Consider the following 15,202-nt stretch of genomic DNA (forward strand, 5'->3'; position numbering starts at 1 on the left):
GGTCAGTCCTCCTCGTCCAGGCGGGCCAGTTCGGTCTCGATCTGTTGTTTCATCTTGTCGTCGAGGACCGTCTCTGTTCCGGCGGGTTTTTCGGTTGTCTGTCTCTGTCCGGCCGAGCCCCAGCGACGGATCACCAGGATCGCGACCGGAATACCGATCAGCAGGCCGACGATCGGGCCGAGATAGGCGACCAGGTTGAAGCCGCGTTTGGGGACGGTGGTCAGGATGCTGTCGCCGAACTGGGCGACGAAGTAGTCGAGTATCTGCTGCTTGTTCTTGCCTTCGGCCAGCATGCTGCGAATCGCTTCGCGCATCCGGTCGCCGCCGCTGCAGCGGTCGATGCTCAGCGGTTCTCCCGGGCAGGCGTAGCAGATCAGGCTCTCGGTGACCTCGGTTTCGGTCAGTTCGGCAAGTCCCCCGGTCGGCAGGGCCAGCAGCAGAAGGAAGAGGACCGGTAAGGTAAAGCGTAACGCCAGGTTGTTCATGTCTCTTTCCTCCGAGAGGGAATGATGGCCAGGATGCCGCCCAGCACCATCATGCCGCTGCCGATCCAGATCCAGATCAGCAGGGGGTTGACCGCGACCTTGAGGGTGATTTCATTGTTGCGGCCGATGCCCGGCATGGTGACGTAAAGGTCTTCGAGCAGGGTCGAGCGGATTGCGACTTCGGTGGTCGGCTGCTTGGCGTTGATGTAGTTGCGGCGCTCGGCCTCCATGACATCGATCCGGGTGTCGTCCCTGAAGACCCCGAGTCGGGCGGCGTAGACGGTTCGGTTATATTTTTCATAGATGCGGAAATCTTCGTATTTCAGGGTGAAGTCGCCGATGGCAAGGGTTTCTCCCTGGGCCAGCGTCCCCTGGTTTTCCAGCTTGTAGGCCGAAGAGGCGGCGATGCCGATCACCATGATCGCCAGGCCGAAATGGACGATATGGCCGCCGTAGCGCCGCCGCATCCGCCACAGCAGTTTCAGGGCGGACGACGCGGAGGATTCCCCGGTCAGTTTTTTGCGGGAGCGGATGGCGGTGACGTATTCCTGGATGATGGTCGCGCAGACGAAGGCCGCCAGGCAGAAGGCGAGCAGCGCGTAGGGTTCGCGGATGCCGGAGACGCCCATCAGGATGCCGGCCAACAGGGCCGTGAGCGACGGGCGCAGGAAGTTGCGACGCAGGTTCGCGGCCGAGGCCTTGCGCCAGCCGATCAGCGGGCAGATGCCGGTGAGCAGCACCAGGATCAGGAACAGCGGGGTGTTGACCTGGTTGAAGAAGGGCTGGCCGACGGTGATTTTGTTGCCGGTCACCGCTTCGGAGAGGATCGGGAAGACGGTGCCGAGCAGGGTGGCGAAGGCCAGGGCGAGCAGGATCACGTTATTGAACAGGAAGGTACTCTCCCGCGACAGGTAGGATTCCACGCTGCCCGGGGTCTTGAATTCGCCGTAGCTTTCGGCCAGCAGGTAGAAGCCGCCGATCAGGACCACGGCGACGAAGAAGAGGAAGTAGCCGCCCAGGCCGGTGGCGCCGAAGTCGTGCACCGACTGCAGCACGCCGCTGCGTACCAGGTAGGTGCCGAAGATGCACAGGGCGAAGGTCAGCAGGATCAGCACCATGTTCCAGACCTTCATGATCCCGCGCCGTTCCTGGATGATTGCGGTATGGATGAAGGCGGTCGACACCAGCCAGGGGATGAAAGAGGCGTTCTCCACCGGATCCCAGGCCCAGTAGCCGCCCCAGCCGAGTTCGACGTAGGCCCACTGGCCGCCGAGGATGATGCCGATCGACAGGAAGATCCAGGACAGCACGTTCCAGGCCCGGGTCTTGCGGATCCAGTTGGCGTCGGTGTTGCCGGTGATCAGCGCGGCAATGGCGTAGGCGAAGGGCACGGTGAAGCCGATGTAGCCGAAAAACAGCAGCGGCGGATGAAAGACCATGCCCGGGTTCTGCAGCATCGGGTTCAGCCCGTTGCCGTCCCGGGGAGTGAAGCCCAGGGTATCGAAGGGGTTGCTGACCACGCAGAGCAGGAAGAGGAAGAAGCCGAGGGTGGCCGCCAGCACCAGGTAGACGTAGGGGCTGCTGCGGTCGTCCCGCTCCCTGCGGTTGTTGAAGATCACCAGGGCGGTGAACAGGCTCAGCACCCAGGCCCAGAAGAGCAGCGAGCCCTTCTGCCCGGCCCAGAAGGCGGTCAGCTTGTAGAACAGCGGCAGGGCCCGGTCGGAGTAGGAGGCGACATATTCAACCTGAAAGGCGTCGGTCAGAAACAGGTAGCCGAGGGCGATCGAGGCCAGGGTGGTGGCTGCCGCGGCGCTGAGCAGGCCCCGTTTGCCGGCCTGCACCAGGCGCAGATTGTTGCGCCCCAGGCCGCCCAACAGCAGTCCCATGGACAGCAGCGTGAACGCCAGGGCGGCGAACTGGGCGAGAATTCCGAAAGTAATCACGGTTTGTCCTCCTGCTTCAGGTCGGATTCATATTTTGACGGACACTTCACCAGCAGGGTTTTTGCCAGGAAGAGATTCTGCCCGCGGTCGTAGGTTCCTTCGAGCAGGGCCTCGATATCGGCCTTGAAGGCATCGGGCCGGGCTCCGCGGTAGACGGCGTCGATTCGCTGCTGCGGCCGGCTCTCGTCCCGAAGGGCGAAGCGCAGCACCAGTTCGCGCTGGTTGTAGTCGATGCTGTTCTCGATCACCTTCCCGCCGACGCGTACGGACTGGTTCCGGCTGAGCTGCTGCCCCAAAGATGAGGTTTTCAGTTCGGCGACCGTCATGTAGTAGACGCTGGTACTGGAAAGTCCGCGGCAGATCAGGAAACCGACGCCGACGACGATGACCAGAATGGCAAGCAGAGCTTTTCGATTCGATTTTTTCATCTGCTGTAAACTCGCTTTTATTTAAGGTTGGTGGCGGTGTAAAAACTCACCGGCAGAACTTCGGGGACAGCGGCGCTTCTTGCCAGGATAATGAGCATGGGTTGTGCCAGAAGAGTCCTGGCGACCGAGAATGAAGCCATGATGCTGGAATTGCAGGATAAATTCTGTATTCAGGGAGGGCGGTGGGGAGGCCGGGATCAGTGCCCGGCTGCGACAATAAGGACCTGTGGGACAAATTGTCGCAGTGAGTGGCGCGGAGAAGGGGGCGCGGGGTCAGTCGTTCAGTTTTCGCTGGATGGTCTTGCGGTTGATGCCGAGCAGGGCGGCCGCCTGGACCTTGTTGCCGTTGCAGAGGCGCATGACATGCTGGATATAGTCGCGCTCCAGCTCCGCCAGGGGCTTGATGTCAGTCCAGCGGAACTGTTCGTCGGGTCGCAGGCTGTTGAGGATTTCCGCCGGCAGATCGGCGAGCCTGACCTTTCCCCGGTCGCAGAGATAGCTGCAGCGTTCGACCAGGTTCTGCAGTTCCCGCACGTTGCCGGGCCAGGCATAGTCGATCAGGGCGCGCAGGGCCTCGGGTTCGAATTCGAGCGGTCGGGTGCCGGAGAAACGTGCGATGAATTCCTCAAGCAGGGCCGGAATGTCTTCGCGACGGCGGCGCAGCGGCGGTAGCGCGATCCGGAAGGTGGCGATGCGGTAATAGATATCTTCGCGGAACAGCCCCTCGCGGGCGTCCTCCAGCAGGTTGCGGTTGGTAGCGGCCAGTACCCGCACGTCGAAGTCCCGCAGTTCGGAGCCGCCGATCGGCCGCACCTGATGTTCCTGCAGGGCTCGCAGCAGCTTGGCCTGCAGCGGCAGGGGCATGTCGCCGATTTCATCCAGCAGCAGGGTGCCGCCCTGCGCTTCGAGGAACAGCCCGGGCTTCTCTTCGACGGCGCCGGTAAACGCGCCGCGCACATGGCCGAAGAGTTCGCTTTCGAGCAGTTCGCCGGGCAGCGCCGCGCAGTTGACGGCGACGAAGGGACCGTTCCGGCGCGGCGAGGTGCGGTGGATCGCCCGGGCGACCAGTTCCTTGCCGGTGCCGGTCTCTCCTTCGATCAGCACGCCGCCCTCGGCGGGAGCGACCTTGTCGATCAGGGTCAGCACGCCGGCCATGGCGCTGCTGCGGCCCACCAGTTCGGGATGCGCCGCCCCCCGGGTCAGGCTCTCCTCCAGCTCGGCGACCCGGCGGCGCATGGCCAGTTCTCGTTCGGCGCGTTTGACGGTGATCAGCAGCTGCTCGGTCTTGAACGGTTTGATCAGGTAATCGTAGGCGCCGCGATCGATCAGCCGGACCGTGTCGTTGATGTCGCCGAAGGCGGTGATCAGGATCACGAACGGGGAGAATCCCGGGACATCCTTGACCCGTTCCAGCAGGGTGACGCCGTCCATCGACGGCATGCGGATGTCGCTGATGATCAGCTCGAAGGCTTGTTCGGCGAGGTGTTCGAGTGCCTGTTCGCCGTCTCCGGCTGTCGCTACGGCATAGCCCCGTTCACCGAGAATATCAGCAAGAAGTTCCCGCATCTGCGGCTGGTCGTCGACAATCAGGATGCGTAGTGGGGGCGGACTGGTCATGCCTGGCTCCTCTCTTGCCTGAACGGAAAGGTCATGACAAAGCGGGCTCCCCCGCCCGCTCGGTCTTCGATGCGGATATCGCCGCCGTGATCCTCGACAATGTTGGCTGTGATGTAGAGTCCGAGGCCGGTTCCTTCGCCGACATCCTTGGAGGTGAAGAAGGGTTCGAAGACCTTTTCCCGCAGTTGTTCGGGGATGCCGGGGCCATTGTCTTCGAAAACAACCTGGATACGTTTCTCCGTCAGGACCGAGGAAACCCGGATCCGGCCCTGCCCTTCAACCGCCTGAATCGCGTTGAGCATCAGGTTGACAAACAGCTGGCGCAGGGCATTGGTGTCGCCGGTCATGCTCGCCACCTGCAGGTCGAGTTCGAGGTCGACGGAAAAGTCGCGCTTTGGAAAGCGCATCCGGCACAGGCTCAGGGATTCCCGCAGCAGACCCTCCAGGTCGACCTCCTCCCAGCACTTGATATCCTGCCGCGAGAAGGCCAGCAGCCGCTCGATAAGCCCGGCGATCTGTTCGCTCTGATCAATGATCGATTCCAGGGCCCTGCGTCCGGGATCGTCCGCCGCCATCCGGCCCAGCAACTGTTCGGCACGGCCGATGATGACGTTGAGCGGGGTGCCGATTTCGTGCGCCATGCCCGAGGTGAGCTGGCCCACGGAGGCGAGTTTCTCCGCATGCCGCAGGCCCCGTTCCAGCTCCAGCTTCTGCTGGTAGAAATCCTCGCGGGAGCGGTACTGTTCTTCCAGGCTGACCGCCATCCGGTTCAATTCGTCCACCAGTTGATCGAGATCGGGCACGTTGCTCGGTTCGATCCGCAGCGCGAGGTTGCCGGTTCCGAGTCGGCGGGCGGCGACCGCCAGCTTCTGCAGCGGCTGGCTGATGTTCCAGCGGGTGATCAGGCTGATGACCACGCCCAGCCCGAGAATCAGGGCCAGGGTGAAAAAGAGGAAGCGACGGGTGAGCCCCGCCAGGGTCTGGTTGACCTGCCGCAGCGGCAGCACGACTTCCAGGGCGCCCTGGGGGGAGTTTCCGACTCCCCGGACCGGCACGATGATCGAAAAGAACTGTTCGGTGCCGGTTTCGATGATGTCCTCGCGGCCGTTCGCGCCGAGGACACTCAGATCGATCCGTTTATGGGGCAGGGCGAGGGGGTTGCATTCGGCACAGGCGACGCCGGTCGGGGCGCCGTCGCGGGTATAGAAGCGGAGCATGGGCGGCGGTTCCCATTCGCGCGGGGTGATGTCGGCGAGCAGCCGGTTCAGGTCGACAGCGGGGTCGCCGGGGTGGTAGCGGCGCAGCACTGCCGCCAGGGAACGGGCCATCAGCCGGGCTTCCGAGCGGACCCCGGCGAGCAGGTGGATTCTTTCATCCTGGATCGACACGTAGCCAAGCACCGCGGACGCAACGGTGACCAGGGTGAACAGGTAAAGAAAGATCCGGGTAGCGATGCGCATCTGGCGTGCCTCGGCTGGATGGGAGGATTGCCTCTGTGGTGCCCGCGGGTATTTCAGGCCCGAAGTCGGCAGCTCGCGGCCGGGCAACGGTGCTGGTTGACCGGAGACGACCGCTGATTCAGAACTACGATAAACGCTGCCGGAGCCGACAGCAACAAGATCCTGTTCTGAATCGTCGGGAAATATGATTTTTTCGGAGACTTCAACGCTGCAGCCGCCGCTCAGGTGGACGCCGCACAGGAACATCAGTTCTCCGCGCCGCGGCGACTCGGCCTCTCCCGCCAGGCCCTGCGGAACAGGTTCAGGGAATACAGGTTTTACAGCATCTTTTTCAGGGCATGGTACTCTTACCCTGTCCCCAGGCGTCTGCTGACTGCTGCCAAGGGACGCACGGATTCAGGTCATCGTCAAAAGAGTTTCGGGTATCCGGGGGGCTTATATCCGCTTTGTCCATGATGGACGGATCAAGCAGCGGGCAACACGATCCTTGCCCAGGTCAAAAACCGAGGGAAAAAGGGAGGTCAGGATGGCAGAGAACGGCAACAAAGGGTTTTCCACCCGCTGTATCCACGCAGGTGAATCTCTCGATGTGCAGGGCGGTATCCACCTGCCGCTCTACAATCATTCAACCTTCGCTTTTGAAAATACCGGGAAGCTGCTCGATGTGGTTGAGGGGCGCAACCCCGACGGCAATCTCTATACCCGTTATGGACTCAACCCGACCATTCGCGGGCTGGAGAAAAAATGTGCCTCTCTGGAAGGTGGAGAAGGCTGCCTGGCCTTCAGTTCGGGGATGGCGGCAGAGGCGGCGACCTTTCTTGCTCACTGCAACGCCGGGGATCATATTATCTGTATCGGTGATGTCTACGGCGGGACCTACGACCTGCTCAACGAAAACCTGCCGACTCTTGGTATCGAGACAACCTTTGTTCTCGGACATGAACTGGACGATTTGCCGCGGCAGTTTCGAGAGAAGACCCGGCTGGTCTTCTTTGAAACTCCGACCAACCCGAACCTCGAAGTCCTTGATATCCGCCGGATCGCGGCGGTGGCCAAAACGCACGGCGCGCTGACCGTTGTCGATAACACCTTTGCCTCTCCGGTCAACCAGCAACCGCTTGAACGGGGTGCGGACATCGTGGTGCATAGCGCGACCAAGTATCTGGGCGGACACAGCGACCTGACAGGTGGCCTGGTGATCGCCAGCGCGGAGCTGCTGGCGCCGATCTGGGTTTGGCGCAAGAATCTTGGTCAGATGATGGCCCCGGAAGTCGCGTTCCTGCTGGCCCGCAGTCTGCGCACCCTGTCGGTGCGGGTGAAGGCGCAGAACCGTTCCGCGCAGCAGATTGCCGAGTTTCTGCAGCAGCAGTCATGTGTGCTGCGGGTCAACTATCCGGGCCTGAAAGACTTTGCCGGTCATGTGGTCGCCAGTGAACAGATGAGCGGTTTCGGCGGCATGTTGAGTTTTGTTTTCGACGGTGATGCTGCCGCTACGGCGGCGGTGGTTGACCGGCTGCGACTCTTCTCCATTGCCGCCAGTCTCGGCGGAGTCGAAAGTCTGGTGACCCAGCCGATCACCACCACTCATTACGCCATGCTCCCCGAAGAGCGGGAGCGACGCGGCATTCCCGACGGCATGGTGCGGCTTTCCGTCGGACTGGAAGATGTCGAGGATTTGATCGCCGATCTGCGTCAGGCGCTGGGCTAGGGTTTTAGACTGGGAATGAATACCCCGCAGCTTGCTGCGGGGTATTGGGTCAAACTCTTGCCCCGAGATGGACTTTATCTTGTCCCGACCATGAATTTTTCAACCTCTTTGACCTCATCATGGCCAATCACGGATTCCAATAGCAACAGAGCAACCTCAATGGACTGGGCTGGACCGGCGCAGGAAATAATGCGATTTGAGACTTCAATAGGTCCCGGAGTGGGTACGCAGCCGAGATCACGTAATCGTCCTAGGTTGTCATGGTTACGGCTGAAAGCGTAGCTGGTTGCTTTTTCTCCTTGCAACAACCCGGCTTCTGCAACAGGCAACACGCCGACGCACATGGTGGCTCTGGTTCCACCATGTGCATGGATGGCCCTGGCCAGATCGTGCAATGGCTGGCAGTAGGCCTCATCAAACGAAAACCTCCGGGAACAGCCAAGGCGGCGTAATCCTGAGCTTTGACCTCAGTCACCAGCAGATCAGTTTTTATCTGCAATCCAAACCTGCCGTTGACCACGGGGTGTAACCCCGTAATGACAACCTCAACCTTTGACAGGTGCTCACGGTATTCTGTCCAGCCGCAGACTGACAGCACAGAAACCGCTTCCAGATCCTCGAATCCTTCACCGAGGAAAAGCAGAACTTTTTTACGGACACATTTTACCTCGTTTGATTCCAACGGCTTGGTTCATTGGAGCGCGCTTTATGCTTCAACTGAAGCATCGTTTACACGCCTCAGGTTTTCCCCGGAGCAGGTTCCGGGGCCTTCTCTTCGGCGGAAGGATCTGTTGGCTCAACCTCCCCGATTTTGCCTTCGAACAGGGCGCGGGTTTTAAAGGCGTTGACGGTCATGGCGATGGCCGCCACTTCTTTCAGTTCTTCGTTTGAGGCTCCGGCTTGCCCCGCAACTGCGAGGCCGAAATCCGTTCAGGGATCGCATCCGGCGGCCAGGGCAGCCCCCAGGGCAACCAGTTGTTTGGTTTTGTGGTTGAGGTGGCCGGGGGCCAGGGCGGCGTCCATGAAGGTTTGAAACTTGGCCAGTGGGTCACTCATCTCAATCTCCTCGTTGGGGTCAAGATCCCAACTTTCAGGGGCCGGTTCTTTTTTTAAGGTGACGCAAAACAGATCTCGAGGCAGGCTCCCTTCTTCCAGGCGTTTGATGTCCAGTATCTTATACCCTTTGGATAGCCTGCGGATTTTTCCCTCAGAAAAGAAATGAACGACGAAGTCACCGATTTCATACATCTCTTCCTGCAGATGGGTTCCCGAGCGAAAATGTTTATCAAAGCTGCTGCGAACCGAGTAGGCGGCCAATCCTCCAGGCTTGAGAATGCGGTGAGTTTCTTGCAGGATATAAGCAATTTCGACGGTGGAAAATTTCATGCAGAGCAACATGTGCGAGTAGCAGGCGTCGAAAGATGCGTCGGCGAACGGGAGTGGTTCGCGCAGATCATGGGCGAGTGCACGAATGTGTTTGGACAAATCAACCTTTGCGGCTTTTTCATTGACCTGCGAGACCGCAGCTTCAGAATAGTCCAGAGCGGTTACGTCAAAGCCGTTTTGAGCAAACAGAAAACTGTCCCGTCCCTGACCACAACCTAGTTCCAGCAGCGAGTTTACGCCTGACTGTCTGAAATGTTCCAGAGCATCCTGGGCGAACCGACTCGGCTCATCACCGAAGAACATCTCTGCCCTGGTAAAAACTTCATCCCAGTGAGCTCGTTGCTCGATATTTGCTTCAGGTTCAGGCTTCATTGCCTCTCCTTTTCCGGTACCCTCTCAAACAGCAGGCCATAATGATAGGGCGGCAGATCAACGAGGCCCGGTGGCAACAGTTGGAACCCGGCAGCTTCAGCCCAGACTTGACATTGCTCAGGTCGGGGACGAATCTCCATCGACGGGCCACGCGGTGTGGTTGGATCATAATTCCAGTGGATGATGGCCAGCCTGCCGTGCGGAGCCAGAATACGCAGAGCCTCATTCAGCAAGAGTTCGGGCTGCTCGGCATGCAGGATATTAAAAAGCATGACATAGTCGATACTGCTGTCGGCCAGCCCCGTTCCTTCTTTTATGAAGTCTCGTAACAAGGTCTGCAGGTTGTCAAGATTTGTCTGTTGCGCCTTTTGCGCGGTAACGGTGACCATCTCGGCATCGATGTCGATGGCGTAAACACGTCCAGAAATCATTTGTGCTGCAGGAATGGAAAAGGTCCCGTAGCCGCAACCGAATTCGACCACAGACCCTGCAGTTGATGACAGTCCGAGTTTTTCAAGAATCTTCTCAGGGTTGAAAAAGCCGGTCCATATTTCTTCATCTGGCATACCGCTTTCCCTGGTTTTCATCGGCCACCACCCTGCTCAAGAGCTTCTTTCAGCGCGTCCATACAGCACTCAATGATCTTGTAATTGATATCCTCCGGTCCTTTGTGAAAGTCATTGTCACCGGTGGCCATGGTGTTGGTCACATGCAGCAGTGAGGCAATTTCAACCTGCTTGACCTGAGCCAGAGCCAGCAGCGCCGCAGCCTCCATCTCCACGGTCTGTACCCCGGTGGCACGGTGCTGCTCGATCTGCGATGCGGTTTCCCGATAGGGCGCATCCGTGGTCCAGGTTGTTCCACGACAGACTGGCAAACCGCAGTTCTTCACATGACGAACCAGAATCTCGGGGAGAAAACCATCTGCTTCCACCGAGGGAGCGGGCGGCAGGTAGTGGTAGGATGTGCCTTCATCGCGAATTGCTCGGTCAGGAATCATCATATAGGGTGGTGACATTTGGGTACCGATTGATCCTGCGGAGCTGTAACCGATCAGGTGCCGGCAGCCGCAGGCGATCAACTGCTCACAGACCAGCACTGCAAAAGACGCCCCGACCGTGCCGCCGATCAGTCCCATTTCGAAACCGTCCTGTTCCAGAATCAGCAGCGATGTGTGAAAACAGGGCCAGTCTGGACTGGTGCTCGCGGCGAAACGTTTCTGCGCCACCGCAATCAGTTCGCCGTCGAAATCGAGAAGGCAGCAGGCCGGGATTTTTGCTTGCCTCTCCCCCTTCATCGAAGACGCCCGGGCAAGCAGCTTCTCCGGCAGGAAAACCGAGGGGTCGGCCGTCTGGTGGGAAAATATCGGGAGATTGCGCAACGTTTTTTCCGAAATGTTTTTCATCGGCCCGGCTCCGTCAGGGCTGCCCTGTTTCAGGTTTTTTCAATAAACGCCACATCCCCCTGAATCGCTTCAAACAGGCGCGGCTTGGCCAGGGAATAATAGGACATGCGACCGTCGGTGCGGTGGTTGAGCAGCCCCTGCTGGCGCAGCTGTTTCAGCTGCTGACTGGTCGCCGGCATGGAGAGGCCGAGGATGTGGGCGAGGTCGCAGACGCAGAGTTCTCCCTTGCCGAGGGCGAAGAGGATCTTCAGTCGGACGGGACTGCCGAGCAGTTTGTAAAATTCGGCCAGGTTCTGCAGTTCGGTCTCGGTGACCAGGGAATCCTGAATCTCCCTGATCAGTTCTTCATTGAAGCAGGTGACCTTGCAGGGTGTTTCGGCGGCGTCGGTTGGCTGCGGTTTTTTGCTCATCGGTTCAATATCTCGACTTCCCTGGCCTGCAGCAGGTATCCCGGTCCGGAGGGGGCCATTTCTCCGCTGACCACAACGTCGGTTTTCAGCTCAGGCAACTCTTTCTCCTGAGAATGCACCGTAACGAATTTTGTCGCACAGCTCAATTGCCCGCAACCACGATATTCGCGGATGTCGATCAGGACAAAGGTCTGCCGGGCAGGAGAAGTGCGGGCAACGATGCCCCGTACCTTGATCTCTCCACGATAGGCTCCGGGATCGGCGGCGACGCTGTTGACGTTCAGGGCGTCTTTCGGCGCCGATTTCTCGAACCAGCACCAGCCGGTCGACACTGAAATCGTACCTGCAATGGCCAGGAAAACCAGAGTCTTCATGGCACCCCTGGAATTTTTCATCTGTTTTCTCCCGTGGTATCCATGTTGCCCATCAATTGACCGTCACGGATGTAGATTCTATGTTGTGCCATCGCGGCCACGCTTTCCGAGTGGGTGACGATAACCACCGTTTTGCCCTGGTCATTGACCTGGCCAATCTGCTCCAGCAGCTCCTGCTCGGCACGGCTGTCGAGATTGCCGCTCGGCTCGTCCATCAGCAGAATCTCGGGGTCGTTGGCCAAGGCCCGGGCGATGGCCACCCGCTGTCGCTGTCCGCCGGAGAGCTGGTTCGGCCTGGCCCGCAGCTTGTCTCCCAGCCCGACCAGATTGAGCAGCTCAGCGGCCCGCTCCTGCTGTTCCTTTTTCGAGACCCCGGCCAGCATCATCGCCACCTGGACATTTTCCAGGGAGGTCAACACGGGAAGCAGGTTGAAGAACTGGAAAACGAAGCCTATTTTGCGTGCCCGGATCTCGGCCAACCGGTCGGCGGCAACGGACGTCAGCTCGACTTCGTCGAGCCACACCTTTCCCGAACTGGGGCGGTCGAGTCCGCCGAGCAGGTGCAGCAGGGTGCTCTTGCCATGGCCCGAGGGGCCCATGATACAGGCGAGACTGCCCCTGGGAATCTGCAGATTGACCTCCTGCAGGGCGACGGTGCGAAAACCTCTGTCGTAGACCTTGGACAGTTTTTCTGTGCGGATGATGGCGTTATTCATGGCTGATCGCCTCCACCGGGCTGAGCCTGCAGGCCTGGCGGGCCGGGTAGACACCGGCCAGGGCTGCGACCAGTACCGAGAAAAGCAACGATTTCAGGGTGATGCCGGCACTGAAAAACTGCACGCTCTGCCCGTTGCCGAGAAAGGCGGTGAATTCGTTCTGGCCGAGATAGGGGGCGGCAAAGTAGGAGAAGACGAATCCGATCACCACCCCGATGATCCCGCCCAGCAGGCCGTAGATTGCCGACTCATACAGAAACAGTGAGAAGATGGTGCGTTTCCTGGCACCGATCGCCTGCAGGATGCCGATCTCCCGGCGACGTTCGTAAATGGCGGTCATCATGGTGTTGACGATGCCGAAAAAGGAGGCCAGGATGGCGACCGCGGCAACCAGCTTGAGGGCGCTGCCGACACTCCCGACGATGGCCAGCACTGATTTCAGCAGTTGCTTGTCGGAGGAAACCGCGACGTTGGCCGTCTCCTGGATCTCGAGGATATAGCGGTCGATACGGGTGATGTCGTCCACCTTGACCGCGATGAAGGAGACCTTGTCACCGACCGCGTAGAGTTTCTGAGCGGTGGCAAGGTCCATGTAGATCGCCAGATCATCGCGGTTGCCGACGTCCTGCAGCATGCCGCTGATCGAGAATTCCCGCCCCCGAATCCTGAGGTCGTCTCCAGTTTTCAGCTTGAATTGCCGGGCAATTCCGGAGCCGATCACGACATGACTCGTATCCAGCAGATAGCGCCCCTGGGCGACCCGCCAGCCTTTGAACCGTTTCATCGCGGTCGGCAGGATACCGATCAGCGGGACCGGCTGATTGTTCAGAGCGGTGCGCTGGGTCAGGTAGGGGAAGGCGGTCAGTCCCTCGATGGCGGCGATTTTTTCGACATCGGCGTTGGGAATGGCCTCGGGCAGGGTCTCTCCGGTCAACACCGAAATCTGTTCATAGGCGCACCAACCGCGGGGCGTGACCACCAGGTTGGCACCCAGCACATCTGCCTGCTTGCGGATCTCGGTTTCCAGCCCGCTGCCGAGTGAGAGCAGGGTCACCAGCGAGGCGATCCCTACGGCGATAGCCGAGAGCGTGAAAAAGAAGCGGCTTTTGCGACGGATGATGTTTTTCCAGGTCAGTTTGAAATAGTTCAAAGAACATCTCCTCAAGCGGGCAGGATCGTCGTTGATGTTTTCATGTTTCCGAAAATATCAACATGAAGTAGGGTTGTCAAGGACGCCTTTTTGTGTCAGGTATTTGGGCAGCCACAGCCGTTATCACAACGGCCCTTGAGGTTTTGAGGCTTCACTGCACTGCCGGCGAAATCGATGGCGGAGAATGCCGAAAGATGAAGAGAAATCAACGGAAGGATTGATGCGGTCGCAGGGGGCTCCCTGGGCTCGCCTGACTGAATGAAGAAGGCGGAGGCCTTTTCAGATGAGGCCTCCGCCTTTTGTGAAATCGCTCAGGAGCTGCAACAGCCGTCCTTGTGTCCGCGTCGCGGGCGCAGGTTCCAGCCGATCAGGATCAGCAGCAGGATCGCTGAGGCGATTGCCAGGGGGGAGTCGCCGGTGGTTTCGACGGGGGCGATCCAGTCGCTGATGCTGATGCCGGTGACGGCGTAGAGTCGGTTGACCAGCCAGCCGAACAGCAGCGAGCAGACGGCGATACTGATCAGGTAGCGCAGGGTGGCGGCGCGGCCGAGCTGGCTGCCGACCACCGTCAGGGTGGCAGCATTGGTGGCCGGTCCGGCGAGCAGGAAGACCAGCGCCGCGCCCGGGGAGAGCCCCTTGAGCACCAGCGCGGCGGCGATCGGGGTGGAGGCGCTGGCACAGATGTAGAGCGGGATGCCGATGCCGAGCATCAGCAGCAGCGAGAACGGTTCGTTGGCGAAGAAGCGCTGAAACAGTTCTTCCGGGATCAGCGCCGAGAGCAGCCCGGCAACCAGGATGCCGAGCAGCAGCCACTTGCCGATGTCGCCGAGCAGATCACCGAAGGCGTAGCCGAGGCCGTGGCGCAGCCGGGCGGAAAGCGGCGGACGGGTGGTCGGTGCCGGGGAACCCCCGGCGTCTTTGTCCGGTCAGCCGCAGCCCGGCGGCAGGGGAGGAGCCTCCGGTTCCGGCGCTTCCGGCAGACGATTGATCCACAGGCCGGCGAAGATGGCGGTGAAAAAGGCCGCCAGCGGTCGCAGCAGGGTCATCAGCGGGTCGAGCAGCGCCCAGGTGATAGCCATCGAATCGACCCCGGTTTCCGGGACCGAAATCAGGAAGGAGGCGGTCGCTCCCTTGCTCGCGCCCTGCTTGCGCAGCCCGATAGCGGCCGGAATCACCCCGCAGGAACAGAGCGGCAGCGGGATGCCGAACAGCGAGGCCTTGATCACCGAACCGGCACCGTTGTGACCGAGATGGCGGGCGACGGCGTCATCCGGGATCAGCGCCTTGAGCAGTCCGGCGGCGAAAAAACCGAACAGCACGTAAGGGGCGGATTCGAGCAGGATTCGCCAGCATTCAGAGAGAACGTCAAGCAGGATGGCCATCATCTCCGGCAACTTTCGATATGCGCGCGCATGTCGGCCATCACCTGGCGGATGTGGTCGTCATCGAGCTGGTAGTAGACAATTTTTCCTTCACGGCGAAAACGCACCACGCCCTGGCCCCGCAGCAGCCGCAACTGATGGGAGACCGCCGAGATGCTGACGGCGAGCAGCGCCGCCAAGTCACAGACGCAGAGTTCCTCCGCCGCCAGGGCGTGCAGGATTTTCAGTCGGGTCGGGTCGCCGAGCAGCTTGAAAGTCGCGGCGACCTCGGCGAGAACCGGCGGGTCGGGCAGCTGGTTCTCGGCACTGGCGATACGTTGTCGGTCAACGATGGTGACCTGGCAGATATCGGAATCCATTTCTCCT

The 15,202-nt window shown here is 60.2% G+C and carries 15 protein-coding genes and 2 pseudogenes; 1 reads left to right on the forward strand and 16 read right to left on the reverse strand.

What is annotated here, in order from left to right:
* Nucleotides 1–2: 2 nt before the first annotated feature.
* From B5V00_RS07075 to B5V00_RS07095, 5 genes are all read right to left on the reverse strand, one after another.
* The gene (locus tag B5V00_RS07075; RefSeq protein ID WP_085010073.1) at nt 3–485 is read right to left on the reverse strand and encodes a cytochrome c-type biogenesis protein; all 483 of its coding nucleotides are present in this window, start codon (nt 483–485) and stop codon (nt 3–5) included.
* Nucleotides 482–2,428 (reverse strand): heme lyase CcmF/NrfE family subunit, encoded by a 1,947-nt coding sequence (locus B5V00_RS07080; RefSeq protein WP_085010074.1) that lies wholly within the window; start codon nt 2,426–2,428, stop codon nt 482–484. Before B5V00_RS07080 ends, B5V00_RS07075 begins: the two co-directional genes overlap by 4 nt.
* Entirely contained in the window at nt 2,425–2,856 is a 432-nt protein-coding gene (locus tag B5V00_RS07085; protein WP_085010075.1) for a cytochrome c maturation protein CcmE, read from the reverse strand. Before B5V00_RS07085 ends, B5V00_RS07080 begins: the two co-directional genes overlap by 4 nt.
* A 273-nt stretch (nt 2,857–3,129) precedes the next feature.
* Complete coding sequence (locus tag B5V00_RS07090; protein ID WP_085010076.1) at nt 3,130–4,473, reverse strand: sigma-54-dependent transcriptional regulator; 1,344 nt, start codon at nt 4,471–4,473, stop codon at nt 3,130–3,132.
* A complete protein-coding gene (locus tag B5V00_RS07095) occupies nt 4,470–6,179 on the reverse strand; it encodes a sensor histidine kinase (protein ID WP_085010077.1) in 1,710 nt (569 codons plus the stop codon). The genes B5V00_RS07090 and B5V00_RS07095 overlap by 4 nt, the downstream gene beginning before the upstream one ends.
* Nucleotides 6,180–6,459: 280 nt before the next feature.
* On the opposite strand from B5V00_RS07095, the gene B5V00_RS07100 reads away from it, so the two are divergent.
* Nucleotides 6,460–7,641 carry a trans-sulfuration enzyme family protein gene (locus B5V00_RS07100; protein WP_085010078.1) on the forward strand — a complete coding sequence of 394 codons (1,182 nt, stop codon included), beginning with the start codon at nt 6,460–6,462 and terminating at the stop codon, nt 7,639–7,641.
* Nucleotides 7,642–7,715: 74 nt separating this feature from the next.
* On the opposite strand, the gene B5V00_RS17405 is transcribed toward B5V00_RS07100, so the two are convergent.
* The 11 genes and pseudogenes from B5V00_RS17405 to B5V00_RS07150 all read right to left on the reverse strand — a co-directional run bounded on the left by B5V00_RS17405 (nt 7,716) and on the right by B5V00_RS07150 (nt 15,195).
* Entirely contained in the window at nt 7,716–8,036 is a 321-nt protein-coding gene (locus B5V00_RS17405) for a type 1 glutamine amidotransferase family protein (RefSeq protein ID WP_245803926.1), read from the reverse strand.
* A 35-nt stretch (nt 8,037–8,071) separates the two neighbouring features.
* Nucleotides 8,072–8,323, reverse strand: a pseudogene (locus B5V00_RS17635) (DJ-1/PfpI family protein); the annotation flags it as partial.
* A 56-nt stretch (nt 8,324–8,379) separates the two neighbouring features.
* Nucleotides 8,380–9,399 carry a methyltransferase domain-containing selenoprotein MduS gene (mduS, locus tag B5V00_RS07110; RefSeq protein WP_342748515.1) on the reverse strand — a complete coding sequence of 340 codons (1,020 nt, stop codon included), beginning with the start codon at nt 9,397–9,399 and terminating at the stop codon, nt 8,380–8,382.
* Nucleotides 9,396–9,986: a class I SAM-dependent methyltransferase gene (locus B5V00_RS07115; RefSeq protein WP_085010081.1), complete on the reverse strand. Its 591-nt coding sequence runs from the start codon at nt 9,984–9,986 to the stop codon at nt 9,396–9,398. Before B5V00_RS07115 ends, mduS begins: the two co-directional genes overlap by 4 nt.
* Nucleotides 9,983–10,804 (reverse strand): nucleoside phosphorylase, encoded by an 822-nt coding sequence (locus B5V00_RS07120; RefSeq protein ID WP_085010082.1) that lies wholly within the window; start codon nt 10,802–10,804, stop codon nt 9,983–9,985. Before B5V00_RS07120 ends, B5V00_RS07115 begins: the two co-directional genes overlap by 4 nt.
* 29 nt (nt 10,805–10,833) lie before the next feature.
* Nucleotides 10,834–11,214 (reverse strand): ArsR/SmtB family transcription factor, encoded by a 381-nt coding sequence (locus B5V00_RS07125; RefSeq protein ID WP_085010083.1) that lies wholly within the window; start codon nt 11,212–11,214, stop codon nt 10,834–10,836.
* Nucleotides 11,211–11,609, reverse strand: a complete 399-nt coding sequence (locus B5V00_RS07130; protein ID WP_085010084.1) for a hypothetical protein — start codon at nt 11,607–11,609, stop codon at nt 11,211–11,213. Before B5V00_RS07130 ends, B5V00_RS07125 begins: the two co-directional genes overlap by 4 nt.
* Nucleotides 11,606–12,304 carry an ABC transporter ATP-binding protein gene (locus tag B5V00_RS07135; protein WP_085010085.1) on the reverse strand — a complete coding sequence of 233 codons (699 nt, stop codon included), beginning with the start codon at nt 12,302–12,304 and terminating at the stop codon, nt 11,606–11,608. Before B5V00_RS07135 ends, B5V00_RS07130 begins: the two co-directional genes overlap by 4 nt.
* Nucleotides 12,297–13,454, reverse strand: a complete 1,158-nt coding sequence (locus tag B5V00_RS07140) for an ABC transporter permease (RefSeq protein WP_085010086.1) — start codon at nt 13,452–13,454, stop codon at nt 12,297–12,299. Before B5V00_RS07140 ends, B5V00_RS07135 begins: the two co-directional genes overlap by 8 nt.
* A gap of 311 nt (nt 13,455–13,765) precedes the next feature.
* A pseudogene (locus tag B5V00_RS07145) lies at nt 13,766–14,836 on the reverse strand (SO_0444 family Cu/Zn efflux transporter).
* Complete coding sequence (locus B5V00_RS07150; protein ID WP_085010087.1) at nt 14,836–15,195, reverse strand: ArsR/SmtB family transcription factor; 360 nt, start codon at nt 15,193–15,195, stop codon at nt 14,836–14,838. The pseudogene B5V00_RS07145 and the gene B5V00_RS07150 overlap by 1 nt, the downstream one beginning before the upstream one ends.
* Nucleotides 15,196–15,202: the final 7 nt, after the last annotated feature.

This window comes from Geothermobacter hydrogeniphilus, from assembly GCF_002093115.1.
Classification (GTDB): domain Bacteria; phylum Desulfobacterota; class Desulfuromonadia; order Desulfuromonadales; family Geothermobacteraceae; genus Geothermobacter_A; species Geothermobacter_A hydrogeniphilus.

Bases quoted from the DNA above. Each gene is read 5' to 3' on its own strand.
- B5V00_RS07075 (WP_085010073.1), bottom strand. From the start codon at position 485: ATGAACAACCTGGCGTTACGCTTTACCTTACCGGTCCTCTTCCTTCTG.
- B5V00_RS07085 (WP_085010075.1), bottom strand. From the start codon at position 2,856: ATGAAAAAATCGAATCGAAAAGCTCTGCTTGCCATTCTGGTCATCGTC.
- B5V00_RS07090 (WP_085010076.1), bottom strand. From the start codon at position 4,473: ATGACCAGTCCGCCCCCACTACGCATCCTGATTGTCGACGACCAGCCG.
- B5V00_RS07095 (WP_085010077.1), bottom strand. From the start codon at position 6,179: ATGTTCCTGTGCGGCGTCCACCTGAGCGGCGGCTGCAGCGTTGAAGTC.
- B5V00_RS07100 (WP_085010078.1), top strand. From the start codon at position 6,460: ATGGCAGAGAACGGCAACAAAGGGTTTTCCACCCGCTGTATCCACGCA.
- B5V00_RS07115 (WP_085010081.1), bottom strand. From the start codon at position 9,986: ATGAAAACCAGGGAAAGCGGTATGCCAGATGAAGAAATATGGACCGGC.
- B5V00_RS07120 (WP_085010082.1), bottom strand. From the start codon at position 10,804: ATGAAAAACATTTCGGAAAAAACGTTGCGCAATCTCCCGATATTTTCC.
- B5V00_RS07125 (WP_085010083.1), bottom strand. From the start codon at position 11,214: ATGAGCAAAAAACCGCAGCCAACCGACGCCGCCGAAACACCCTGCAAG.
- B5V00_RS07130 (WP_085010084.1), bottom strand. From the start codon at position 11,609: ATGAAAAATTCCAGGGGTGCCATGAAGACTCTGGTTTTCCTGGCCATT.
- B5V00_RS07135 (WP_085010085.1), bottom strand. From the start codon at position 12,304: ATGAATAACGCCATCATCCGCACAGAAAAACTGTCCAAGGTCTACGAC.
- B5V00_RS07150 (WP_085010087.1), bottom strand. From the start codon at position 15,195: ATGGATTCCGATATCTGCCAGGTCACCATCGTTGACCGACAACGTATC.